General features: G+C 67.1%; 22 protein-coding genes. 17 read left to right on the plus strand and 5 right to left on the minus strand.

Annotation, left to right across the window (positions count from 1 at the left end; all coding sequences use genetic code 11):
* Positions 1 to 5 precede the first annotated feature (5 nt).
* From F9K07_RS16870 to F9K07_RS16895, 6 genes are read left to right on the plus strand one after another with little or no spacing between them, the layout of a single operon-like run.
* Positions 6 to 935, plus strand: coding sequence for a type II secretion system F family protein (locus tag F9K07_RS16870; RefSeq protein WP_236581295.1), 930 nt, complete (start codon positions 6 to 8; stop codon positions 933 to 935).
* Positions 932 to 1,699, plus strand: coding sequence for a pilus assembly protein (locus tag F9K07_RS16875; RefSeq protein ID WP_159594533.1), 768 nt, complete (start codon positions 932 to 934; stop codon positions 1,697 to 1,699). The genes F9K07_RS16870 and F9K07_RS16875 overlap by 4 nt, the downstream gene beginning before the upstream one ends.
* Before the next feature lie 45 nt (positions 1,700 to 1,744).
* Positions 1,745 to 2,053, plus strand: coding sequence for a DUF3613 domain-containing protein (locus F9K07_RS16880; RefSeq protein WP_159594534.1), 309 nt, complete (start codon positions 1,745 to 1,747; stop codon positions 2,051 to 2,053).
* An 8-nt stretch (positions 2,054 to 2,061) separates the two neighbouring features.
* Entirely contained in the window at positions 2,062 to 2,583 is a 522-nt protein-coding gene (locus tag F9K07_RS16885; RefSeq protein WP_236581296.1) for a TadE/TadG family type IV pilus assembly protein, read from the plus strand.
* Entirely contained in the window at positions 2,580 to 3,053 is a 474-nt protein-coding gene (locus tag F9K07_RS16890) for a TadE family protein (RefSeq protein WP_159594535.1), read from the plus strand. Before F9K07_RS16885 ends, F9K07_RS16890 begins: the two co-directional genes overlap by 4 nt.
* Before the next feature lie 5 nt (positions 3,054 to 3,058).
* Positions 3,059 to 5,161, plus strand: a complete 2,103-nt coding sequence (locus F9K07_RS16895) for a TadG family pilus assembly protein (RefSeq protein WP_159594536.1) — start codon at positions 3,059 to 3,061, stop codon at positions 5,159 to 5,161.
* Here F9K07_RS16895 and F9K07_RS16900 read toward each other — a convergent pair whose 3' ends face one another.
* Positions 5,162 to 6,067 carry a LysR family transcriptional regulator gene (locus F9K07_RS16900; RefSeq protein ID WP_159594537.1) on the minus strand — a complete coding sequence of 302 codons (906 nt, stop codon included), beginning with the start codon at positions 6,065 to 6,067 and terminating at the stop codon, positions 5,162 to 5,164.
* Positions 6,068 to 6,179: 112 nt separating this feature from the next.
* Between F9K07_RS16900 and F9K07_RS16905 the strand changes: the two genes are divergently transcribed.
* The 4 genes from F9K07_RS16905 to F9K07_RS16920 are packed head-to-tail and all read left to right on the plus strand — an operon-like array spanning position 6,180 to position 11,074.
* The gene (locus F9K07_RS16905) at positions 6,180 to 7,157 is read left to right on the plus strand and encodes a Bug family tripartite tricarboxylate transporter substrate binding protein (RefSeq protein WP_159594538.1); all 978 of its coding nucleotides are present in this window, start codon (positions 6,180 to 6,182) and stop codon (positions 7,155 to 7,157) included.
* Between the two features lie 6 nt (positions 7,158 to 7,163).
* The gene (locus F9K07_RS16910; RefSeq protein WP_159594539.1) at positions 7,164 to 7,961 is read left to right on the plus strand and encodes an enoyl-CoA hydratase/isomerase family protein; all 798 of its coding nucleotides are present in this window, start codon (positions 7,164 to 7,166) and stop codon (positions 7,959 to 7,961) included.
* A gap of 30 nt (positions 7,962 to 7,991) precedes the next feature.
* Positions 7,992 to 10,142, plus strand: a complete 2,151-nt coding sequence (locus F9K07_RS16915) for an acetate--CoA ligase family protein (protein ID WP_159594540.1) — start codon at positions 7,992 to 7,994, stop codon at positions 10,140 to 10,142.
* Positions 10,139 to 11,074, plus strand: a complete 936-nt coding sequence (locus F9K07_RS16920) for a fumarylacetoacetate hydrolase family protein (RefSeq protein ID WP_236581297.1) — start codon at positions 10,139 to 10,141, stop codon at positions 11,072 to 11,074. The genes F9K07_RS16915 and F9K07_RS16920 overlap by 4 nt, the downstream gene beginning before the upstream one ends.
* Positions 11,075 to 11,111: 37 nt before the next feature.
* Here F9K07_RS16920 and lgt read toward each other — a convergent pair whose 3' ends face one another.
* Positions 11,112 to 11,912, minus strand: a complete 801-nt coding sequence (gene lgt, locus F9K07_RS16925; protein ID WP_159594541.1) for a prolipoprotein diacylglyceryl transferase — start codon at positions 11,910 to 11,912, stop codon at positions 11,112 to 11,114.
* A 166-nt stretch (positions 11,913 to 12,078) separates the two neighbouring features.
* Between lgt and F9K07_RS16930 the strand changes: the two genes are divergently transcribed.
* On the plus strand, positions 12,079 to 13,026 hold the full coding sequence (locus tag F9K07_RS16930) for a PDR/VanB family oxidoreductase (RefSeq protein ID WP_159594542.1): 948 nt from the start codon (positions 12,079 to 12,081) through the stop codon (positions 13,024 to 13,026).
* 8 nt (positions 13,027 to 13,034) lie between these two features.
* Here the strand turns inward: F9K07_RS16930 and F9K07_RS16935 are convergent, their stop codons facing one another.
* On the minus strand, positions 13,035 to 13,946 hold the full coding sequence (locus tag F9K07_RS16935; RefSeq protein ID WP_159594543.1) for a LysR family transcriptional regulator: 912 nt from the start codon (positions 13,944 to 13,946) through the stop codon (positions 13,035 to 13,037).
* 157 nt (positions 13,947 to 14,103) lie between these two features.
* On the opposite strand from F9K07_RS16935, the gene F9K07_RS16940 reads away from it, so the two are divergent.
* The 6 genes from F9K07_RS16940 to F9K07_RS16965 are packed head-to-tail and all read left to right on the plus strand — an operon-like array spanning position 14,104 to position 20,060.
* Positions 14,104 to 14,961, plus strand: coding sequence for an ABC transporter ATP-binding protein (locus tag F9K07_RS16940; protein WP_236581299.1), 858 nt, complete (start codon positions 14,104 to 14,106; stop codon positions 14,959 to 14,961).
* Positions 14,958 to 15,779, plus strand: coding sequence for an ABC transporter permease (locus tag F9K07_RS16945; RefSeq protein WP_159594544.1), 822 nt, complete (start codon positions 14,958 to 14,960; stop codon positions 15,777 to 15,779). The genes F9K07_RS16940 and F9K07_RS16945 overlap by 4 nt, the downstream gene beginning before the upstream one ends.
* Before the next feature lie 44 nt (positions 15,780 to 15,823).
* Entirely contained in the window at positions 15,824 to 16,825 is a 1,002-nt protein-coding gene (locus F9K07_RS16950) for an ABC transporter substrate-binding protein (RefSeq protein WP_159594545.1), read from the plus strand.
* A 21-nt stretch (positions 16,826 to 16,846) separates the two neighbouring features.
* Positions 16,847 to 17,914 (plus strand): aromatic ring-hydroxylating dioxygenase subunit alpha, encoded by a 1,068-nt coding sequence (locus F9K07_RS16955; RefSeq protein ID WP_159594546.1) that lies wholly within the window; start codon positions 16,847 to 16,849, stop codon positions 17,912 to 17,914.
* An 11-nt stretch (positions 17,915 to 17,925) separates the two neighbouring features.
* The gene (locus F9K07_RS16960) at positions 17,926 to 18,756 is read left to right on the plus strand and encodes a creatininase family protein (RefSeq protein WP_159594547.1); all 831 of its coding nucleotides are present in this window, start codon (positions 17,926 to 17,928) and stop codon (positions 18,754 to 18,756) included.
* Positions 18,750 to 20,060 carry an amidohydrolase family protein gene (locus F9K07_RS16965; RefSeq protein ID WP_159594548.1) on the plus strand — a complete coding sequence of 437 codons (1,311 nt, stop codon included), beginning with the start codon at positions 18,750 to 18,752 and terminating at the stop codon, positions 20,058 to 20,060. Before F9K07_RS16960 ends, F9K07_RS16965 begins: the two co-directional genes overlap by 7 nt.
* A 20-nt stretch (positions 20,061 to 20,080) precedes the next feature.
* Here F9K07_RS16965 and F9K07_RS16970 read toward each other — a convergent pair whose 3' ends face one another.
* Both F9K07_RS16970 and F9K07_RS16975 read right to left on the minus strand, forming a co-directional pair.
* Entirely contained in the window at positions 20,081 to 21,604 is a 1,524-nt protein-coding gene (locus F9K07_RS16970; RefSeq protein ID WP_159594549.1) for a class I adenylate-forming enzyme family protein, read from the minus strand.
* Positions 21,598 to 22,065, minus strand: coding sequence for a hypothetical protein (locus F9K07_RS16975; RefSeq protein ID WP_159594550.1), 468 nt, complete (start codon positions 22,063 to 22,065; stop codon positions 21,598 to 21,600). The genes F9K07_RS16970 and F9K07_RS16975 overlap by 7 nt, the downstream gene beginning before the upstream one ends.
* Positions 22,066 to 22,096 lie beyond the last annotated feature (31 nt).

The raw sequence follows: 22,096 nt of genomic DNA on the forward strand, positions 1-22,096 counted from the left end.
TCCGTATGAACAGCTCGCAAATGGCCATCCTCGCACTGGTGCTGCTGGCACTGGGCCTGCTCACGTTCGCGGGGCTTGTGCTGCACCGCCACCTGCAGCGCGCGGCCACCACCAAGGTTCTTCATCGCGCGCTGGGCGAGAACGCCCACCCGATCGACGCGCTGCCCGATGAACTGGCTTTTCTTCGCACCGGCCAGTGGTCCGTGCGCTGGCTCGAAAGCCGCCTGGGCCAGGCCCTCGTCGCCGACGAAGACCGCCGGCTGATCCAGCAATGCGGCTTTTCTCCGGCGCGCGCGCAACTGGTGTTTCTGGTCGCACGCCTTGCACTCGCACTGGCATTGCCCATCACCATCCAGGTGCTGTGGGGCGATACACCCAATGGGCTGCTGTGGTCCGCCGCCGGCTTCGCCGTGGGGTTCATGCTGCCCAAGTGGCTGCTCAAGCGCCGCGCGGGCCAGCAATGCGAGCGGGTCGCGCACGAGTTGCCCTTGTTCGTCGACATGCTCGGCCTGCTGCAAAGCGTGGGCTTGAGCCTGGACCAGAGCCTGCAGGTGATCGCCAGCGATTTTCAGCATGTCATGCCCGTGATCGGCTCGGAAGTGGCCGCCGGCAACCGGCAATACAGCCAGGGCCGTACCCGCGAGCAGGCCTACCAGCGCCTGGCGCGGTTGCACGACAACCAGCACCTGATGGACTTCATCGCGCTCGTGAACCAGGTCGACAAGCACGGTGGTGCCATCCAGGAACCGATCCGCCAGTTCAGCGAACGCCTGCGCGTGCATCGCAAGGCCGAGATGAAATCGCGCATCGGAAAAATCACCGTGAAGATGACCGTCGTGATGGTCACCACCCTGTTGCCGGCGCTGGTGATCGTCACCGCCGGGCCCGGCTTCATCGCCATCATCCGCTCCGTCGGGAGCATGACCGGATCATGAACACCACCGTTCGCCTGCACACCCTGCTCGCCCTCGTGGGTGCCGCCGCACTCAGTGCCTGCACCACCCTGCCCGATGCGGCACAGGCCGAAGCGGCCCAGGCCGCCGCGCGCGAACCCAGCCTGGAGAACCAGCCCACGTATCTTTCCCTGGTGCGCCAGATGCAGGGCAACGGCATGTGGTTCGCCTCGCTCGCGCACATCGACGCGCTGGAACAGCGCTGGGGCATCTCCAACGAAACGCGTCTGATGCGCGCCGATGCGTTGCGCCACACCGATCAACCCGCGGCCAGCGCGGCCCTGTACGACAAGCTGCTCGACTCGCCCGAACGCGCCGCGGCCTACCGTGGCCTGGGCCTGCTCGCCGGCGCCGCCCAGGACTACGCGCGCGCAGCCGACATGCTCGAGCGCGCGCGCCAGCTGCAACCCACCGACGGCGTGCTGCTCAGCGACCTCGGCTATGCCTTGCTGCGCGCGCAGCGGTTCGACGTGGCCCGCCTGCCGGTGCTGCAGTCGGCCCAACTGCTGCCCCACAACGCCAAGGTGCGCAGCAACCTCGCGCTCTACCTGTTCACCCAGGGCCAGGCCGACCAGGCCCGCCAGGTGATGCAAGACGCAGGTTTCGGCGAGCGCACGCGCGAAGCCATCGAACAACTGGCCCTGGAGCTGGCGCCGCAGCGCCAGACCGCGAGTGGCCTGGCCGTGCCCACAGGCTTGCGGATGAGCCCCATGCTCTCCACGGCCCCGGCACTGGCCACCCCCTGATCCGCTGTCACACCACCGTTTTTGTCACACCACCGAGGACGCACCATGCATAAAAACAAGCGCTTCAAGCCCATGCTTCGAAGCCTCTTCCTGTGCGCAGCGTTGTCTGGCCCCGCACTCCTGTGGGCGCAGGCCATTCCCGCTGCGCCGCCTTCGGGCAACGACCCTGCCGCTTTGCCGGTGGGCGACAGCACACGCAGCCTGCTGCAACGCCAGCGCGATGGACGCGAAGCGTCTGCCACGCCCAGACCCATCGATGGCCGGGTGGCCGAGCTCAGCCACCAGCGCCATCTGAAGAGCTTCGAACACCCGATACCCGCATGGTTCGACTCCCGGCTGAAAGGAAAGCCCTGAGACACGGCGTGTTCGTGGCCCAGCGTCTCAAGCCCATGCGCCCGAGTCCGCTTTCTCGCTCAAAGGCGCGCCACCAGCGTGGCGTCTACGCCATCGAGTACGCCATGGCCTTCCTGCTGTTCTTCGGCCTCATTTACGCCATCATCTGCTACAGCATCGTCTTCACCTTTCGCTTCGGCCTGCAGAATGCCGCTGAAGACGGCGCGCGCGCGGCCCTGAGGCACCAGGCCACGCTGGCCGCGCGGCAACTCAAGGCGCAACAGGTGGCACAGGACCGCTCCCTGCCCTGGAAGCCCGCAGCAGCCGTGCTCACCATCCCGCTCCCCGATGTTTGCCAGTCCGACACGGGCACTTGCTTGCAGCCTGAGGGCACCCTGGTCTGCGGCACCACCTGGGCACAGCGCTGCCAGGTGAGCGTGTCCGTGCGCATGAGCGATCTGCACAAGGTGCTGCCACCCTTCCCGGCGTTTGCGTTGCCCGACGAACTCATCGGACGCGCCAGCGTGCTGCTGGATGGGAGTGCCTTGTGAAGAGCGGCCGGCCAGCGCAGCAGGGCGTGGCGGCGATCGAATTCGCCTTCGTGCTGCTCGGCCTGCTGATCGCGCTGTATGGCATCGTCACGTTTGGCATCGTGCTGTACACCCAGCAGGCCATGGCGCGTGCGGCGTCGGACGGGGCGCGCGCCGTTCAGATGTTTCCCCAGTTGCGCACGGCCAGTGGCACCGATCTCGCCACCGCCAAGACCCACATCGAAACCGTGGTCTGGGACTCGTTGAGCGGCTCCATCATCGTGCCCCTGGCCCACAGCGACACACCGGCCAAGCGCCGCGCGTGGCTGGTGCAGAACATGAGCATCGACGTGGCCGTGCCCAGCACCACGCTCGTGGTGACGGTCCACTTCCCCTACGCCGCTGGCCGGCTGCTGCCCTGGGTGCCCTTGTTCGACAGCAGCCAGTGGATGCCCGAAACGCTGACCAGCCGGGCCACTGCCGCGCTCTGAACCCCATGCCTGCTGCACTGCTTCGCCGACTTGCCCGCAAGAGCCCTCAATCCGGCTCCATCGTCATCAACACGGCCATCGCGCTCAGCCTGATCGTCATCGCGCTGGTGGGCACCGAGCTGGGCTATCTGTTCGTGATGAAGCGCGAACTGCAAAAAACCGCTGACCTCGCGGCCATCGCGGGAGCCTCCTCGGTACAAGCCAACGACTGCACCGCTGCCCAATCGGCCGCTCTGGCCAACGCGGCGCAGAACCTCACCGGCTTCACGCCCGTGGTGAATTGCGGTCGCTGGGACCCTGCCAAGAACACGGAGCGCAATTTCACCGCCGCAGAAGCCGCCTACAACGCGGTGCATGTGCTGATCGAAGGCGCGCCACCGTCCTTGCTCGCGTTCTTCCCCGGTGAGCGCACCTTGCGCGCGGAGGCGGTGGCCGCCGTGACGGACCCGCTGGCGTCGTTTTCCGTCGGCAGCACCCTGCTGCGCACGGGCGACTCGGTCTTGGGCGATCTGCTCAAGGGCATTGGCCTGGACCTCACCGGCACCTCGCTGGTGGGCTACGACGGTCTCGCCCAGGCCCGGATCAAACCCGCCGGCCTGCTCGCGGCCTTGGGCATTCCCGTCAGCACCGACGTGGGCGTGGGCGAATTCAATACCTTGCTCGCCGCGCGCCAGGTGCAGCTCGGCGAGGTGCTGAACGCCATCGTGACCCTGGCGGGCCAGGACGCACTGCTCGCTGCCAACGCCGGCCTGCTCAACAGCATCGTCACCAAGCTGGGTACCTCCGACCTGGGGGTGCAGTTGGGCAGTGCGGCCGGCGAAGGCGCGGGCCTCTTCGCCGAAATCATCGCACCCGATGCGAGCACGGCATCGGCCTTGCAAGTGGATGTGGGCGCGCTCGACCTGTTGTATTCCGCCATCGGCGTGGCCACCCAGAAACGGGCACTGTCGGTGACGGCAGGCGTGCCCGGCGTGATCAGCGCCCGCACGGTGTTGGTCGAGCCGCCGTCCATCGCGATCGGCGGCGTGGGCGCCACGGCCTACACCGCCCAGGTTCGCGCCTTCGTCGACGTGGACACCGGCAACCTGCCTGTGATCGGCAACATCGCGCGCGTCAAGTTGCCCATCATGATCGACGTCGTCAACGGCCGGGGCACACTCACCGAGATGTGCACGCCCGCCCTGCGCCGGCCCGACGGCACGGAGCGCGCGTCCATTGCGGTGAATGCCTCGATCGCCAAAGTCTGCGTGGGCCGGCCCGGCGCCAACCCCGCAGACGAAAGCCAGATTTTTTCCACCGTCTCCAGCTGCGACCAGAACCTGGCCGACGAAGACCTTTTGCGCGTGAGCCTGCTCGGCGTGAACCTGGTGAGCCTGCGCAAGCACCTGCAACTGGATGCCTTGCCGCTGCAGGCCAGCGTGACCCTGGCCGCGGGCGAAACCGGCACCGTGGGCAACGAACTGCTGCTGGGCACCACGATCAAGAACCTCACCGACGCCTTGCTCGCCACCCTGCTGGTGGAGACGCTGGACCGTGGGCCGGCGCTCTCACTCGCGCAACGCCAGGCGAATGCCCAGAACCTGTGGGGAGCGGCCTGCACCACCCGCGCCTGCCGCGTGACGCGCCTCACCGACGTCAAGGCCAGCATGGAGAACAGCACCTCGGGCCTGGGTGGGTTCCTGGGTGGACTGAACAACGACGTGCTGGCGCTGCTGGGCCACACGCTCACGCTCAACGTCATCGGCCTGCTCAATAGCGTGGGCAGCCTCGTCACGAACCTGCTGACCGGCATCGGCAATCTGTTGGGTGCCGTGCTGGGTGGCCTGGTGGGAGGGTGCACCGCGTTGATCGGCTCCAACGACACAGCCTGCGTGGCCGAAATCGCCAACAGCATGGACGGCAGCCAATCCGCCGGCAGTGACAGCGTGCCCAACGCCATCACCATCCTCGCCGGCTACCTGCTGCAGGTGTTGCAACCGATCCTGGACGCCGTGGGCAGCAACGTGCTCACGCCCATCCTGCGCGACCTGCTGGGCCTGCGTCTGGGCGAGATCGACGTCAATCTGATGACGCTGAACTGCCAGGCGCGGGCGCACCTGGTGTATTGACTAGCGCACCCGCGCCTTGCCCATGAGACGTGGCCAGGCCTCGTCGAACAGCTCGCAGAACCGCTGCGCCAGACGCGACAGCGGACGCTCGCCGTGGTGCATCAGGCGCGCTTCGAGTTGCACGCCGCACCGGTACGGCAGGGACACCAGGCCCGGGAACGCTGCGCCCGCGATGGCGGTGGCATCGACCACGGCGACCCCGGCACCCGCCAGACAGTACCAGCACGCTGCCTGGCCCGAGCGCACCTCGACCGAGGCGCGGATCTCCTCCGCGTACGCACCGTACAGATCGCGCGGCGAGATGCCATAGCTCAGGGACTGGGGAAACGAGATGATCTGCTGCCCCCGCAGGTCCACCGCGCGGATGGCGCGCCTGTTCGACAGCGGGTGCCCCGTGGGCATGACGCAGACCAGACCGCACGGGTAGCGCGAGAGCAGTTCCAGGCTGGGATGGGGCTGGACGCCCATGGTGACCCCGATGTCGGTGGTGCCGTCGAGCAGCGACTGCACCAGCAGGTGCGGCACCAATTGCTCGATGCGCACCACGGCTTGCGGCGCCGAGCGGATCAAGGCCTGCACGGTGGTGGGCACCACGGTGGCCCCCAGACTCGCCGACACACCCACCACCAGGGTGCCGCCGCTGGGGTTGGAGAGTTCCTGGGACAGATCGCGCACCCGGTCGACACGTTCCCAGAGCCGCTCGACTTCGGCATACAGCTGGTGCGCTTCGGGCGTGGGCACCAGGCGGTTCTTCACCCGTGCGAAAAGCTGCAGGGCGCTGCGGCGCTCGGCCGCCGCCAGCAACTTGCTCACCGCCGGCTGGCTGACGTGCAGCAGTTCGGCTGCACCCTTGATGGAGCCGGTCTGCATGACGTGGCGAAACACTTCCATCTGGCGCAGGTTCATCGCGTCCCCAAGAGATTAACCAAAGGTTATGAGCCTACATCAAGAATTCAATTTACCCCGCGAACACCTCGGCCAACAATGCCCACGCGTTCGACACATCCTGGAGACAAACATGGTTCTTTCAACGCTTCGCGCCACTGCCTGCGCCCTGCTGTGCGCCCTGGCGCTCCACCCCTCGCATGCGCAGCCCGCGCCGCCCGAGGCCTACCCCGCCAAGCCGATCCGCTTCGTGGTGGCCTTCGCCGCCGGCAGTGCCACCGACACCGTGGCCCGCTTCGTGGGCAACCACATCACCAAGGTCACCGGCCAGCCGGTGGTGATCGAGAACCGCCCCGGCGGCAACGGCTTCCTGGCGGCCGGTTTCGTGGCCAAGGCGCCCAACGACGGGTATACCGCGCTGGTCACCACGCAGACCACCCACGCGGCCAACCCTGCGCTGTTCAAACGCCTGCCCTACGACCCGGTCAAGGACTTCACGCCCATCGCCACCGTCAGCAAAGGCGCCACGGTCCTGCTGGCACGCAAGGACTTCCCGGCCAACAACGTGCGCGAACTGACCGAGATGGCCAAGAAGAGCCCCGGCAAGCTCACGTTCGGCAGCTCCAGTGCCTCGGCCCGCGCGGGTGGCGAACTCTACAAACTTCTGGCCGGCGTGGACCTGCTGCACGTGCCCTACCAGAGCCCCTCGCAAATCCTCACCGATATCGCCGGCGGGCGCGTGGACCTCACCTGGTCCGACGGCCTGAACGCGATGACCAACATCAAGAGCGGCAAGATGAAGGCCCTGGCCACCACGGGCGCGGAGCGCATGAGCAGCACGCCAGACATTCCCACCTTCGCCGAGCAGGGCATGGCCGACTACCAGCTGTACGCCTGGACGGCGGTCTACCTGCCCGCGCATGCGCCCGAGGGCGTGGCCCGTCGGCTCAACGAACTGGTGCGCGACGCCATCGTCAGCGACCCGAGCTATTTCCGCCAGAGCGGCAGCGAACCCAACCCGTTGACGATGGAGCAGTTCGCACGCTTCCAGGAAAAGGAAATCGCCCTGTGGTCGCGCATCGTCAAGGCCGCGGGCATGGAGCAGGAGTGAAGCAGCATGGTGGATGAAGAGATCCTGCAGGTCTCACGCGATGCGCACGTGCTACTGCTCAAGCTGAACCGGCCCGAGCGCCGCAACGCGCTGTCCCGGGGCTTGCTCCAAGCGCTGTCCGAGGCGGTGCTGGCCGCCGGGGACGATGGCACCACGCGCTGTGTGGTGCTGAGCGGCGAAGGCCCGGTGTTCTGCTCGGGCGCCGATCTGAAAGACATGGGACAGCAGGACGAGCATGCCAGCGAAGGCAGCGCTGCCGCCTGGCGCGGCCCGAACGCGCGCGTCGAGCGCACCGTGTTCGAGATCCTGCTGGACTGCCCGGTGCCGGTTGTGGCCGCGCTCAATGGCAGCGCCATAGCCGGTGGCTTCGAGCTGGCACTGGCCTGCGACATGCGCCTGTCCCACGCCGGCGCACGCTTCGGCCTGCCAGAGGCCAAGATCGGCATGGGCGCGAACTTCGGCTCCGTCATGCTGGCGCGCCGCGTGGCGGCCGCGCTGGCCATGGAAATGCTGTGCACCGGCGACACCATGGACGCCCAGCGCGCCTTGCAAATCGGCTTTCTCAACGCGCTGGTGGACGAAGACCAGGTGCTCGCCAGCAGCATGGCGCTGGCGCACCGGATCGCAGCCAACGCACCGCTGTCGGTGCGGCGCATGAAAGCCAACGCGCTCAAGACGCTGGACCTGCCGGTGGCCGCCGCGCTGCGCATGGACATCGGACCGAGCCCCTACACCAGCGAAGATCGCCGCGAAGGTGTGCGGGCCTTTCTCGAAAAGCGCGCGCCCGTGTGGCGCGGCCGCTGACGCCCCCTCCCGCGACCCACACCCAAGCCCATGACAAGACCGAGACCCGGTGGCGTTCCGCCACGCCTCTTCCACCCGCGCAGCGTCGCCATCGTTGGCGCATCTGCCGACCCGCTCAAGCTGAGCCACAGGCCCCTGGAGTACCTGCGCCACGGCGGCTACGAAGGCGAGATCTTCGTCGTCAACGCACGTGCAAGCGAAGTGGCCGGGCTGCGCAGCTACGCCCGGATCGCCGATCTGCCGGCCGTGCCCGACGTCGCCTTTCTGGTGGTCCCCGGCGCGCAGGCACTGCAGGCGGCCACCGAGTGCGCGCGGCTTGGCGTGGGCTCGGCCGTCGTCGCCTCCACCGGCTTCGCCGAGGCCGGTGACGAGGGCGCGCAGCGCCAGCTCGCGTTGACGGCGCTGACCGAGGAATGGGGCATTCGCTTCATCGGGCCGAACACCAACGGCCTGTACGCCACCCACCAGCGACTCTCACTGGGCTACAACGCGGCGCACGCCCAGCGGCTGGCCGAAGGGCCGGTGTCCATCATCTCGCACAGCGGCGCGCTGTTCTCCACGCTGTCCGCGCGCATGAACGCCGGTGCCGTGGGCCTGGCCAAGTTCGTGGCGGTGGGCAACGAGGCCGACCTGGACATGCTCGACTTCTTCGCCTACCTGGTCGACGACCCACAGACGCAAGTCATTCTGCTGGTGCTGGAAGCCCTGCGCGATGGCGAGCGCTTCCTGGAGATAGCGGCCCGCGCCCGCGCTGCGGGCAAACCGGTGGCCGTGCTCAAACTGGGCACAACGCAGGCGGGCGCGGCGTCCACCAACGCCCATTCCAGCCGTCTGGCGGGCAGCGCCCGCGCCTACCGCGCACTCCTGGATGCCGCCGGCGTTGCGCAGGTGAGTTCGGTCGAAGCATTGGTCGCTTTCTCGCGCCTGGCGCTGACCCACCCGAGCGGCTGGCAGCCGCGAGGCGTCGGGCTGGGCGTGCTCACCGCCTCGGGAGGCGGAGGCACGCTGATCGCCGACGCGGTGGTCGGCCATGGTCTGGAGGTGGCTGCGCTGGACCGTGCGACGGCCAACGCGCTGACCGCCATCAAGGGATCGCCCGGTCTCACGAATCCGTTGGACGTCACCAGCATCGGCGGCACCCTGCGCAGCGGCGAGACGGCGAAGTTGCTCGCGGCCGATGCGTCGGTGGATGCCGTGGTCGCCTTCCTGCACACCCTGCCTTCGGCCCAGGGCCGGGCCGCGTTCGCGCGCGCCATCGCCGAGGCCCGCCGCCACAGCGCAAAGCCCCATCTCGTGATCGCGCCGGGCGCCCTGCCTGCCGAGCAGGTGGCGTTGCTCGCGGCCGAGGACGTGCCGGTCTTCAGCGACAGCGCCAGCGCCATCGAGGCCCTGGCCGCCACACTGAAGACCGCGCGCCCGCCGCTGGCGCACACGTCCGCCTCGGCGAAGGCGCCGCAGGCCCGGGACGCCGAGGACGTGGACGGGCGCGCCGCCGCTCTGCAGGTAGAACCCGGACAGCCGCGCGTCTTGAACGAGGTTGCCGCGATGAAGCTGTTTGCCGGGGCCGGCATTGCCTGCGTAGCGCGCGGCTTCGTGGCCGACCCGGCCGAGGCACGGGCGTTTGCCGCGCGCTGCGGCGGGCCGATCGTGCTCAAGGGCGTGGTGGACGGCGTGGAGCACAAGTCGGATGCCGGACTCGTGCACCTGCACCTGGACACACCCGAGAAGGTCGACCACGCATTCGCTCAGCTTCAACGTGCGCTGGCGGACATGCCCGTGCCCGGGCGCATCTGCGCGCAACAGATGATGCGCGGTGAGGTCGAGCTGATCGTGGGCGTGGTGCACGAGGCGCCGCTGGGGCGTTTCCTGCTGCTGGGCATGGGCGGTCGCTACGCGGAGGCGATCGACGACGTGCAACTGCTGCGCATGCCGGCGAGCCGGGCCGCGATGCACGCGTTCGTGTGCAGCGGCACGGTCGGGCGCGTGTTGAACGCCGCGCGCTGGCCACGCCCGCGCACGCCAGAAGACATCGTCGACGTGCTCGATCGCCTCCAGACCCTGGCCACCGCCCTGGGCCCTGCCCTGCAGGCCATGGAGATCAACCCCCTGCTCATCGGCGACGCCGCACCCGTGGCGCTCGACGCATTGATGGTTCTGAAACCCGAAGGAGATCACCCGTGAGACTGGGAACCCTGCTGCGCGATGGTGCGCACCATACCGCCCTGAAGATGGACGACGGCCCGGTCGTCGACCTGCACGTGGCATGGCCCTTGTTGCAGCGCGAGGGCCTGTTGAACGGTCTGGCGACCGAGGCCGCCCCCGACATCCTGAAGCTGATCGCCTGGGACACGCGCGCCCTCGAGGTCGAGCAGGCCGTCGCCTCCGCGCTGCCCCGCCTGGGCCTGGCCCGCGTGGCGCCCGACGCGCTGCAGCTGCTGGCGCCCATCCCGCGCACGCCAAAGAACGTCTTCTGCCTGGGGCGCAACTACGTCGACCACATTCAGGAAGACAACGCCTCGCGCGACAAGGCCACGCCCCTGCCCGAAGCGCCCCAGTTCTTCACCAAACCCGCCACCGCCATCACCGGGCCGCACGCCGACATCGAACTGGACAGCGCGGTCACGCGCCGGCTGGACTACGAGGTCGAACTCGCCTTCGTGATCGGCCGAGGCGGGCGCGACATACCGGCCAAGGACGCCTGGCGGCATGTGTTCGGCTACACCATCGTGAACGACGTGACGGCACGCGACCTGCAACGCCGCCACGACCAGTGGTTCAAGGGCAAAGGCCTGGACACCTTCTGCCCCATGGGGCCCTGGATCGTGCACGCCAGCCGGGTACCCGATCCACATGCCTTGCGCATCGAGCTCGATGTGAACGGCGAGCGCCGGCAGGACGCGAGCACCGCCGACATGATCTTCAAGATTCCCGCCATCATCGAGTCGCTCTCGGCGGGCATGACGCTGGAGCCCGGCGACGTCGTCGCCACAGGCACGCCCAGCGGCGTCGGCTACGCCATGAACCCGCGCCGCTTCCTCGCCGAGGGCGATGTGGTCACCTGCCGCATCGAGGGACTGGGCGAGCTGACCAACCGGGTACGCGGCGTGAATTGAGGGGAGGGACGCCGCGCAGCGGCGCAAGGGGGGTGTTTCACCGCCTCTTGCCGAACCACCACCACAGAAAAGCGCCGCCCAAAATCATCGGCACGCACAACCACTGGCCCATGCTCATGCCCAGCGACAGCAGGCCCAGATGGGCATCGGGCTCGCGGAAGAACTCGGCGATGAAGCGGAACACGCCGTAACCGAACAGGAACACCGCCGAGACCTGCCCTTGCGCGCGCTCCTTGCGCGCGTAGAGCCACAGCAGCACGAACAGCAACAGGCCTTCCATCAGCAACTGGTACAGCTGGGACGGGTGGCGCGGCAGATCGCCCGCGCCGCGAAACACCATGCCCCAAGGCAGCGAGGGATCGGCCACGCGGCCCCAGAGTTCGCCGTTGATGAAGTTGCCCAGGCGACCGGCCGCCAGGCCCGTGGGCACGCAGGGGGCGACGAAATCCATCACTTGCATGAAGGGCCGGCGGCGGCTGTGTGCATACCAGACCATGGCCAGCATCACGCCGAGCAGCCCGCCGTGAAAGCTCATGCCGCCTTGCCACACGGCAAAGATCTCCAAAGGGTTGGCCAGGTAGTAGGCCGGCTTGTAGAACAGGCAGTAGCCGATGCGCCCGCCGGCCACCACGCCCACCACGCCGAGAAACAGAATGTCCTCCACGTCGCGGCGCGTCCACGGCGGCTCGGTGATGTGGGCATACGGCGGGTGGCGCAGGCGTGCGCGGCCCAGCAGCATGAACAGGCCGAACGCCAGCAGATAGGTCAGGCCATACCAGTGAATGGCCAAGGGGCCAATCTGCAGGGCAACGGGGTCGATCTGGGGATGTTGGAGCATGGCCTATTGTGCCTTCTGCGTTCTTGGCACACCCTGTCGACTGCCGGCATCCATCCCTGCCGAGACCGCGAGAACAGCGCCCAGGCATTCGGCATCCGGAAAACGGATGCGCTTCATGCGTCGCAGGGGGTTGCGATGCCCGGACCAGCCTCACGATACTGCGCCCATGACGCAGAAATTGTTGGAAGTGACCTTGTCCCGGGTGTGGCAACAGACCGAAGAAATCCGTACGTTCGAACTGAGCCCTACCGAAGGCGCGTTGCCCTCGTTCGAGGCAGGAGCGCACATCGACATCTATACCGATGTCGGCCCGCGCCCATACTCGCTGTGTCATCTGCACGTCGTCGACGGGCCGTATGTGGTGGGCATCAAGCGAGAGCCAGACGGACGGGGCGCATCGCGCTGGTTGCATGACACCTGCCGGGTGGGCCATCGCCTGCAGATCGGCCCGCCGCGCAACAACTTCCGACTCGCACCGCAGGCGGCACACCATTGCCTGATGGCTGGTGGCATCGGCATCACACCGGTACTGGCCATGGCAAAGGCACTGTGGCAACGCGGCAGCAGTTTCGAGCTGGTCTGCTTTTTCCGCGGCCGCTCCCATGCGCCGTTTCTGGAGGAAATGCGGACAGCGCCCTGGAACCAGCGTGTGCGCTTTCACTTCGACGATTCACCAGCACACCAGGTGCATCTGGACGACCTGTGCGCGGCACAGCCCGTTGGAACACATTTCTATGCTTGTGGCCCGGCCGGCTTCATGGCAGCAGTTCGACAGGCCACGCGCCTGCGTCCGCCCGAACAGGTGCATCAAGAGAGTTTCTCTGCCCTGCCAGCCGCGGAAAAATCCGGACGCACCACGTTCACGGTGGAGCTCGCACGCAGCGGCAAGACGGTGCTGGTCGAACACGGGGAAAGCCTGTTGCAGGCCTTGCGTCGCGCCGGCCACCCTCCGATCACATCGTGTGAAATGGGCGTGTGTGGCAGTTGCGTGACGCGGTATCTGTCGGGTACCCCCGTGCACGCAGACGCGTTCCTGAGTGCGGATGAGCGTTTGCGTGAGCTTGCGATCTGCTGCGCAGGATCTCTGAGCGAACGGCTTGTGCTCGACCTCTGAGAGGCACTTCAAAGGTCGCCCAGCAGCTGTTCCTTGAACCAGATATGGTCCAGGTGGTTGTGGGTGCGCTCGTGCCAGTAGAGATAGACCTCATAGGGCGGCACATCAAATGGCACGTCGATCCGCGCAAGTGCAAACCGCTCGCAGAACCGGCCGGCCAGTGACTCAGGCATCAACGCCACCATGCTGGTCGACTCGATCAGATAAGGGGCGGACAGGTAACCGGGTGTCGTGAGCCGGGTGTTGCGCGCCAGTCCCAGGCGGGTCAACGCTTCGTCGACATCGTCACCAAAGGCACGCACGCTCGGCTTGATCACGATGTGATCGAGCGCGGCGAACTCTTTCGGGCTGAGCACTCGCCCCAACGCGGCATGGCCCTTGGAGGCCACGCAGGCAATGCGATCGCGAAAGATCAATCGGTGGCGCAAGTCCTCCAGGGTGGGCGGCAGCATGCCCACGCAAAAATCCGCCTCGCCGCTCTCGAGCACCTGGCTCAGGTGCCGGGGATCGACGGGGTGGCAGGCCGTCACCGAGATGCCCGGAAACTGTTGGGAGAGGCGCGTGACCAACGGGTCCAGAAACACGCACTCGAGGTAGTCCGTGGCCACCACCCGGAAGTTGCGCCGCGCCTGCACCGGGTCGAATGCGATCGCTTGCCCGAGCAACTGGTCCATCTCGTAGAGGATGCGCTGCGCGAACTCGCGCAGTTGCATGGCCTTGGCAGTCGGCACGAGGCCGACCTGCGCCTTCACCAGAATCGGGTCACCCGTCAGTAGGCGCAACTGGCTCATGGCCCTGCTCATGGCCGGCTGGCTCATGTTCAGCGCGTCGGCGGCCCGTGTCACCTGGGAGTGGTCCACCAGGGCCACCAGGCACCTGAGCAGGAAGAAGTTCAGGGACAGATCATCTCTTTGGCGCATGATTTTTATACGCAGTCCGCATGGACTGGGAGTTTCCACTTCGGGATACTAGTTCAACTCAAGCGTGAAAAGCACCGGCGCAAAAGACGCCAGGCACACAAGCCACAGAGACAAGCCGGGGCGATGCAAAGCCCGGCACCCACGAGGAGCAGTGAGTTTGAACACAGCAGCCTTGCGCGACGTCAGCGTCCCGCTTCCCCCTGGTGTCAGCACCCTGGTTTCCAGGCGATCGGCACCGATCATTCAGGTGAGCCGCGTGGGCAAGCGGTACGCCAACGGCACGGTGGCCCTGGCCCGGGCCGACCTCGACATCTGTGGCGGCGACTTCGTCACCCTGATCGGCCCATCGGGTTGCGGCAAGAGCACGCTGCTGCGCATCCTGTCCGGGCTCGGTGGCGTTACCGAAGGACAAGTCCAATGGTGGGGCGAGACCACGCCGGTGCTGGAGCGGACCGACCAGAAGCTGGCCTTCGTGTTCCAGGACCCGACGCTCATGCCCTGGGCGCGCGTGGCCGAAAACGTCGCCTTGCCCCTGGAGCTCAAAGGCACATTGAGCCGCCAGGCCATCCAGTCCAAGGTGAACGAGGTGCTGGAGCTGGTGGGCCTGGGCGCGTTTCACCAGTCCTATCCGCGCGAACTGTCGGGCGGCATGCAGATGCGGGTGTCGATTGCCCGCGCGCTCATCACCGAACCCGACCTGATGCTGATGGACGAGCCCTTCGGCGCGCTCGACGAGATGACGCGCAACAAACTCAACGACGACCTGCTGCGCATCCAGCACGAACGCAAGCTCACCGTGGTGTTCGTGACGCACAGCCTGCACGAGGCGGTCTACCTCTCGTCACGGGTCGTCGTCATGGCCGCCAGGCCCGGGCGGGTGATCGCGGAGGTGGACATCGACGCGCCCTTCCCCCGCGGGCCGGCCTTCCGCCTCTCGTCCGACTACCTGCAGTACATGACCCGTTTGACGGCCGCCCTGGACGCCGCCAGCCGGGGCGAGGAGATCGCACCATGAAAGTCGTCGACCTGTCCCGCGGCGTGTCCCGGCAAGTGAACTGGAGCAACAGCAAGATCCCGGTGCTGGCAATCGGCATCGGCCTGATCGCGGCCTGGCAATTCCTGGTGGTGGCGCTGTCGCTGCCGGTCTATGTGGTGCCGGGGCCGCTCGATGTGCTGAAGGCGCTGCACGAGGACGCGGCGCTGCTCTTCACCGGCTTGCTGTTCACCCTCAAGGTCACGGTGCTGGCCTTTTCGGTGGCGGTCATTGCTGGCGTGCTGATCTCGTTCCTGTTGTCGCAAAACCGGCTGGTGGAACAGAGCGTCATGCCCTACATGGTGATCCTGCAGGTGACGCCCATCGTGGCGATCGCGCCCCTGATCATCATCTGGGTCAGCAACACCTTCGTGGCCCTGGTCACCATCGCAAGCATCACGGCCTTGTTCCCGATCGTGGCCAACATGACGCTGGGCCTGCGTTCCGTAGCGCCCAACCTGCAGAGCCTGTTCCGGATCTACCGCGCCTCCAGCTGGCAGACGCTCACGCGTCTCAAGCTCAAGGCCGCGCTGCCGTACTTTTTTGCCGGCGCGCGCATCAGCAGCGGCCTGGCTTTGATCGGTGCGGTGGTCGCCGAGTTCGTGGCGGGCACGGGCGGCACGCAGTCGGGACTGGCCTACATCATTCTCGAGTCGGGTGTGCAGCTGAAGGTGCCGCGCATGTTCGCCGCCCTCTTCCTCATCTCGCTCACCGGCATCACGCTCTTCGCGGTCATGGTGTTCGTTTCGAACCGGGTGCTCGGCGCCTGGCACGAGAGCACGGTGAAGACCGAGCACTGAGCCCCCACCTCCCCCCTACCTCCCCACACACCAGGAGTTCCTGTATGACGATCCGATCTCTTCTGATGGCGGTCCGCGGCACCGCCGCCGTTTTCCTGGCGGTGGCCACCACCGCCGGCACGGCCCATGCCCAGGCCCTGCGCGATGTCAACGTGGCCCTGAGCTTCTATGCGTCCGCGGAGCATGGCGGCTACTACGCCGCGATGGCCGAAGGCATTTACGAGAAGCACGGCCTGAACGTCAAGGTGACGCAGGTGGGCCCGCAGGGCAACAACATGCAGCAGATGGTCTCCGGCAAGGTGGACTTCGTGAACGGGTGGAACATGCGCGCGCTCAACGCCGTGCGCGAAGACATTCCGCTGGTCTCGGTGGCCGCAATCTTCCAGCGCGACCCGCAGTGCCTGGTGCACCACCAGGGCACCTACCCCAAGCTGGAGAACATGAAGGGCGCGCCCATGCGCGTGGCACAGCTTGCGCGCGGCAGCTGGTGGCCCTGGCTGAAAGCCCGCCATGGGTTTGACGACAGCCAGCTGCGCCCTTTCGACGCGAGCTACGCGGCGCTGCTGCAGGACCCGAAGATGGTGCAGCAGGGCTTCATCACCAACGACGGTTTCCAGTTCAAGCGCCAGAACCTTGCCATGGAGTGCATGCTGCTCGCCGACTACGGCTGGTCCAGCTACAACTACACCATCGACACCACGCAGAAGCTGATCAAGGAGAACCCGAAGCTGGTGGCGGACTTCATCAAGGCCACGGTGGAAGGCTGGCGCGCCTTCCTGCGCGACCCTGGACCGGCATCGCGCCTCATCAAGGCCAACAACCCCACCATGGCCGACGAGCAGATCGCCTATGCGATGGCGCAGATGAAACAGCACGGCCTGCTCGAATCCGGCGATGCGGCCAACGGCCGGATCGGCAACATGAGCGATGCCCGCTGGGCCGGCTTCTACCAGGAGATGGTCGCGGCCAAGGCGCTGCCCCCTGGCATGGATGTGCGCAAAGCCTACGACATGCAGTTCGTCAAGCAGCTGTATCCCTCCAACTGAGAACGAGACAGAGAGTTCCCCATGCTGATCACCCAACAAAACATGTTCCGCCACTTCTGGTACCCGGTCATGCCCACCCACCTGCTGGATGCGGGCAGCCCGCAAGCCTTTCGCCTGCTGGGCGAAGACATCGTGCTCTGGAAGGTGGGCGACGGGCGCTACGCCTCGATGGAAGACCGCTGCTGCCACCGCACCGCCAAGCTCTCGATGGGCTGGCTGGAAAACGACCGCATCGTGTGCGGCTACCACGGCTGGGCCTATGACTGCACCGGCCAGTGCGTGTCCATGCCGCAAAGCCCTGAGGCCGTGAAGATCCCCTACAAGGTCAAGAGCCACCTGACGGACGTGCGCTATGGCTACGTTTGGGTGTGCCTGGAGCCCGATCCGATCAACACCATTCCGGTGCTGGAAGAAGACGGCGCGCCGGGCTTCCGCCTGATCCACGAGTTCTACGAGCCCTGCCGTGCGAGCGGCCTGCGCCTGATGGAGAACTTCTTCGACTTCTCGCACACCAGTTTCGTGCACAAGGGCACCTTCGGCAACATGGTGGATGCCACACCGCGCAAGACCGAGATCGAAGAAACCGAGCATGGCATCGTGCTGCGCGGGGATGTGCCGGTGTTGAATGCCGACGAGCACATCCAGCGCGTGGTGCGCGACCAGGGGGTGGAGTCGGTGCGCCACATGGTGAGCAACTGGTACATGCCCTTCATGCGCAAGTCGCAGATCACCTACCCCAACGGCCTGATCCATTCGCTGGTGACCTCGGCCACGCCCATCGACGACGAGCGCTCCATGCTGTGCCAGTGGATCTACCGCAACGACACGGAAGCCGAGGTCAGCGCCGCCGACTGCATCGAGATGGACCGCCGCATCACCAACGAGGACATCCTGATTCTCGAAGGGCTCGACCACGACGTGCCACTGGCCCCCGCGAACGCGGAGGAAGCCCACATGTACACCGACCGCCCGGGCCTGGCCATGCGTCGGCGGCTGCTGAAGATGCTGGAGGCGCGCGGCGAGAAGGAGGTGCGAACACCCCGCAACCTGGCGCGCTACGGCATCCGTGTCGAAACCGTGTCCGCGTGAAGGACACCGCCATGGCCAACACCTTTGCCGCCTCGGTACCGTCCCGCTTCTGGGCCGACCTGACCAGCGAGGCCTTCTCGCGGCTGGACCGCCCGAGCGTGATCGCCGTGTTGCCCGTGGGCGCGATCGAACAGCACGGCCCGCACCTGCCGATGTCGGTCGACACGGCCACCGTCAATGCGATGGTGGCGGCCACGCTGGCGCACCTGGGCGCCGACCTGCCGGTGCTGTTCCTGCCCACGCAACCCATCGGCAAGAGCAACGAGCATTCGCGCTACCCGGGCACCTTGACCTTGTCGGCCCAGACGCTGATCACGCTCTGGAGCGAGATCGGCGCCTGCGTGGCCGCGGCCGGCGTGCGCAAGCTGGTGCTGTTCAACAGCCACGGCGGGCAGGAATCGGTCATGGACATCGTCGCGCGCGATCTGCGCGAACGCTTCGGCATGCTCGTGGTGTGCGTGAACTGGTACCAGTTGGGACTGCCCGATGGGCTGATTGGCGATGACGAGATGCGCCACGGTATCCACGCCGGTGAACTGGAGAGTTCGATCCTGCTCGAGATCCACCCCGATCTGGTGCACATGGAGCGGGCCGGAAATTTCGCCAGCACCGACCGGGCGCTGAGCGCAGGGTCGCGTTACCTGTCTTACGTGGAGGGCAAGGCCCGCGTGGCCTGGCAGACGCAGGACCTGAACCCGCAAGGCGCCTGTGGCAACGCCGCGCTGGCCACCGCGCAAAAAGGGCGCGCCACGCTGGACCACGTGGGTGAACAGTTCGCCCTGGTGCTGGAAGACATCCACCGCGTGCCACTCGAATCGCTGGACAGCGCAACGGCGTGGTAGCGGGACCAGCCTTTCCCGCCAGCGGCTGCTGGCTGGCCCGGGCGCGTGTGCCCGATCGATTGCTCGACGTGCCGCAACGCGACGCACTCGCGCCGGCTGCGCCGGGGTTTCGCGCGGTCCAGCTGCGCATCCAAGACGGTCACATCACCGCGCTGGCCGCCGCCGTGGCCAACGACGGCCTGCCGGTGGTGGACCTCGCCGACGGCATCGTCACCCCGTGCTGGGTGGACCTGCACACCCATCTCGACAAGAGCCACACGGCCACCCGCATCGGCCGCACCCACCACGCGCTGCGCGACGCGGTGGCGGCCTCCGGTGAAGACCGCGATCGATGGACCGTGGACGACATCCGCCGGCGCATGGACTTTTCCTTGCGAACCGCCTACACGCAGGGCACACGCGCGATCCGCACCCACATCGATTGGGTGGGCGCGTCCATGCCGCAGGCCTGGCCCGTGGCGCAAGCCCTGCGCGGCGAGTGGTCGGCGCGCGTCGAACTGCAGCCGACGAGCCTCTCGCCCCTGCAGCTGTTCGCCCAGGCCGACGCGGGCACGGCGATAGCCGCTGTACTGGCGAAACAAGGGGGTGTGCTTGGAGCATCGGTGCATCCGGTGCCGGGTCAGCGCAGCTTGCTCGAACGGGTGTTCGAGCTGGCGGTGGCGCACGACCTGGACCTCGACTTCCACGCCGACGAGCACCTGCAGAACGACATCGAAGGACTGCGCACCATCGCCCGGTTGACCATGCGGTACGGCTGGGAAGGCCGCGTGGCTTGCGGACACGCTTGCGCCCTGTCGGTCGCACCCGTCGACGCGTGTGCGTCGGTGCTGCGCGCGCTGGCCGACGCCGGCATCGTGCTCATCGGATTGCCACTGGCCAACCTGCAACTGCAGGACGGCAGCGCGGGCCGCACACCCCGTCTGCGTGGCATCGCCCCTTTGCAGGAAGCACGCGACCTCGGCGTGCGGGTCGGCCTGGCGTCCGACAATGTGCAGGACGCCTTCGTGCCGTTCGCCGATTTCGACCTGCTGCAGGTGTTGGCCGTGGGCGCGCTGGCGGCCCATCTGGACGATCCGCTCGCGCGCTGGATCGACTGCATCGGCACCACGCCGGCCGCCGCGATGGGCCTGGCCTGGGACGGCACATTGCGCGTCGGCGCACCGGCCGATCTGGTGCTGCTCACGGGTCGCAACAGCTTCGAAGTCTGTGGTCGTCCTGAGCGTCGGGTCCTGCGCGGTGGCCGCCTGATCGACGCCGCGCTGCCCGACTTTCGCGAACTCGATAGGCCCGGGCCCGCGAACTAGTGGCTCGCGAGCCCTTGGGCTCAGGACGTGGCCATGGCGAGCGTGAGCAGATCACCCTTCGCGATCTTGCCCGTCGGCGTCATGGGAAGTTCGTCGATGGCCACCACCTCCATCGAACCGAGGTCGTAGGACACTTCGGCCTGCACCGCCGTCTTGAGACGCGCGGCATCGATCTCGCTGTCCGGACGGCGGGTGACGAAGGCGCGCGGCAGCACGCCGCCGTCGCCGCCCGGCAAGCCGATCAGCGCAGCCTGGCGCACGCCAGGCTGGCGGCACAGAGCCTCTTCGACATCGCGTGGAAACCAGCTCACACCGTTCACATGCAGGAGCTCGGAGCGCCTCCCTCGCATGGTCACATGGCCGTCGTGATCCATCAGTCCGATGTCGCCCGTGCGCAGCAGTCCGTCGGCGGTCACTTCCTGCGTCTTGCCGGGCTTGTTCCAGTAGCCCCACATGAAGCCGCCGCGCAGCACGATTTCACCCAATTGCCCTGGAGCGAGGCGTCGGCCATCGGGGCCCATCATCCACACCTCCTTGTCGGGCAAGGCCGGGCCCACGCGCATCAGCTTGCTGTCATCCGGTTCGAGTTCGGGGTAACCCAGCGCCATGAAGCCGCCAAGCTCGCTCTGGCCGAAACTCTCCACCAAGGGCAGTTGCAATTCATCGCGCCAGGCGCGCTTGAGGGTGGCGGGCACCGGACCACCACCGGAGAGCCCCATGCGCAGGCGACCAGGTGCGCGGCCCCGCAGCGCGCTTTCGGCGCGCAGCTCTTCCAGCAGCGTGGGGTTGCCCACGAGGATGGTGGCCTGAGCCTTGTCGAGCGCCTCCCACCCGGCCTGCTGCGTCCAGAACCGCATCACATGCACGGTCGCACCGCGCGAGAGCGCCGGCAGCAGGTTGCCGACGAGCTGGTACGAGCTGGACAACGCGGTTGGACCGAACGAGATGTCGTCCGCCCGCACGCGCAGGCGCTCGGCGATGCAGCGGCTGGCCCGCACAGTCGGTTCGTGCGCCAGGCAGGCACCCTTGGGCTTGCCAGTGGTGCCGGAGGTGTAGGACAGGTGCGCGATGGCGCTCTCGTCTTGCGGGTCGGATGGCACGGCGAACCCTTGCGCCATCAGCTCGGGCAGCGCGTGCGCGCCCGGCTGCGCACCGTCCATGCACACCAGGTGTTCGATGCCCGGCACCTGGGCCACTGCGGTGTCCACGGCATCGCGCATGTCGTGCGTGTAGATGACCACGCGGGGCTGGTGGTCGGCCAGGTAGTAGGTGAGATCGTCCTTGAACTTCACGTTGACCAGCGCAGCAATGGCACCGATGCGCCACGCCCCCAGCATGGCCAACAGGTAGTCCATGCCGTTGTGCGCGAACACGGTGACACGGTCGCCCTTGCGCACGCCCAGGTGCGCCAGCGCACCCGCCATGCGCTCCATCTGCGCCACGGCTTCTGCATACGACAGGCTGGCCTGGCGGTCCACCCAGACGAAGGCGGTCTTGTCGGGGTGGCGCATCGCGCCGTCGGTGATCAACTGGTGCATCAGCATGGGGAAATTCCTTTCTGTTGGGGAAGGTGGTTGTGGAAAGCGGGCGATTCCTGGCAGTGCACGGTGACCTCAAGGCTCGCCAGGTCTTGCACGTATTCGAAGGACGCCTGCAGACCGTCGAGCCAGTCCAGCGAAGGCGTGTGGGCATGAAAGGCCATGGCGCCCTGGTAGACGATGGTGTTGCCTTGCCGTTGTCCCCGGCCCCAACTGCGCGTGGTGACGGTGCCAGCGCTCAGAAAGAGCGCGCCCCGTCCCTGCCACTGGTATCGGCCCCCGGGTTCGAGGTGCCCGATGAAACTGCAGGCGGCACTGCCCGACCCGAGCCGGCCGGATGTCAACGCGGCACTGAAGCTGATTTCCATGCGCGGTCCGTCCTGCGCAGGCCGCAGCACCCGCCGCGACTCGACGCGGCCGACAAGACGCATGAGCGTGGCGGATTCGGTGGGGGTGGGGTCTGGCATGCCGCCGAGTATGGGAACAGGGCACGCTGCA

The organism is Hydrogenophaga sp. BPS33, assembly GCF_009859475.1.
Lineage (GTDB): Bacteria > Pseudomonadota > Gammaproteobacteria > Burkholderiales > Burkholderiaceae_C > Hydrogenophaga.

Coding starts and splice junctions, on each gene's coding strand:
- F9K07_RS16870 (WP_236581295.1), top strand. CDS start 6: ATGAACAGCTCGCAAATGGCCATCCTCGCACTGGTGCTGCTGGCACTG.
- F9K07_RS16875 (WP_159594533.1), top strand. CDS start 932: ATGAACACCACCGTTCGCCTGCACACCCTGCTCGCCCTCGTGGGTGCC.
- F9K07_RS16880 (WP_159594534.1), top strand. CDS start 1,745: ATGCATAAAAACAAGCGCTTCAAGCCCATGCTTCGAAGCCTCTTCCTG.
- F9K07_RS16895 (WP_159594536.1), top strand. CDS start 3,059: ATGCCTGCTGCACTGCTTCGCCGACTTGCCCGCAAGAGCCCTCAATCC.
- F9K07_RS16900 (WP_159594537.1), bottom strand. CDS start 6,067: ATGAACCTGCGCCAGATGGAAGTGTTTCGCCACGTCATGCAGACCGGC.
- F9K07_RS16905 (WP_159594538.1), top strand. CDS start 6,180: ATGGTTCTTTCAACGCTTCGCGCCACTGCCTGCGCCCTGCTGTGCGCC.
- F9K07_RS16910 (WP_159594539.1), top strand. CDS start 7,164: ATGGTGGATGAAGAGATCCTGCAGGTCTCACGCGATGCGCACGTGCTA.
- F9K07_RS16915 (WP_159594540.1), top strand. CDS start 7,992: ATGACAAGACCGAGACCCGGTGGCGTTCCGCCACGCCTCTTCCACCCG.
- lgt (WP_159594541.1), bottom strand. CDS start 11,912: ATGCTCCAACATCCCCAGATCGACCCCGTTGCCCTGCAGATTGGCCCC.
- F9K07_RS16930 (WP_159594542.1), top strand. CDS start 12,079: ATGACGCAGAAATTGTTGGAAGTGACCTTGTCCCGGGTGTGGCAACAG.
- F9K07_RS16935 (WP_159594543.1), bottom strand. CDS start 13,946: ATGCGCCAAAGAGATGATCTGTCCCTGAACTTCTTCCTGCTCAGGTGC.
- F9K07_RS16945 (WP_159594544.1), top strand. CDS start 14,958: ATGAAAGTCGTCGACCTGTCCCGCGGCGTGTCCCGGCAAGTGAACTGG.
- F9K07_RS16950 (WP_159594545.1), top strand. CDS start 15,824: ATGACGATCCGATCTCTTCTGATGGCGGTCCGCGGCACCGCCGCCGTT.
- F9K07_RS16955 (WP_159594546.1), top strand. CDS start 16,847: ATGCTGATCACCCAACAAAACATGTTCCGCCACTTCTGGTACCCGGTC.
- F9K07_RS16960 (WP_159594547.1), top strand. CDS start 17,926: ATGGCCAACACCTTTGCCGCCTCGGTACCGTCCCGCTTCTGGGCCGAC.
- F9K07_RS16970 (WP_159594549.1), bottom strand. CDS start 21,604: ATGCTGATGCACCAGTTGATCACCGACGGCGCGATGCGCCACCCCGAC.
- F9K07_RS16975 (WP_159594550.1), bottom strand. CDS start 22,065: ATGCCAGACCCCACCCCCACCGAATCCGCCACGCTCATGCGTCTTGTC.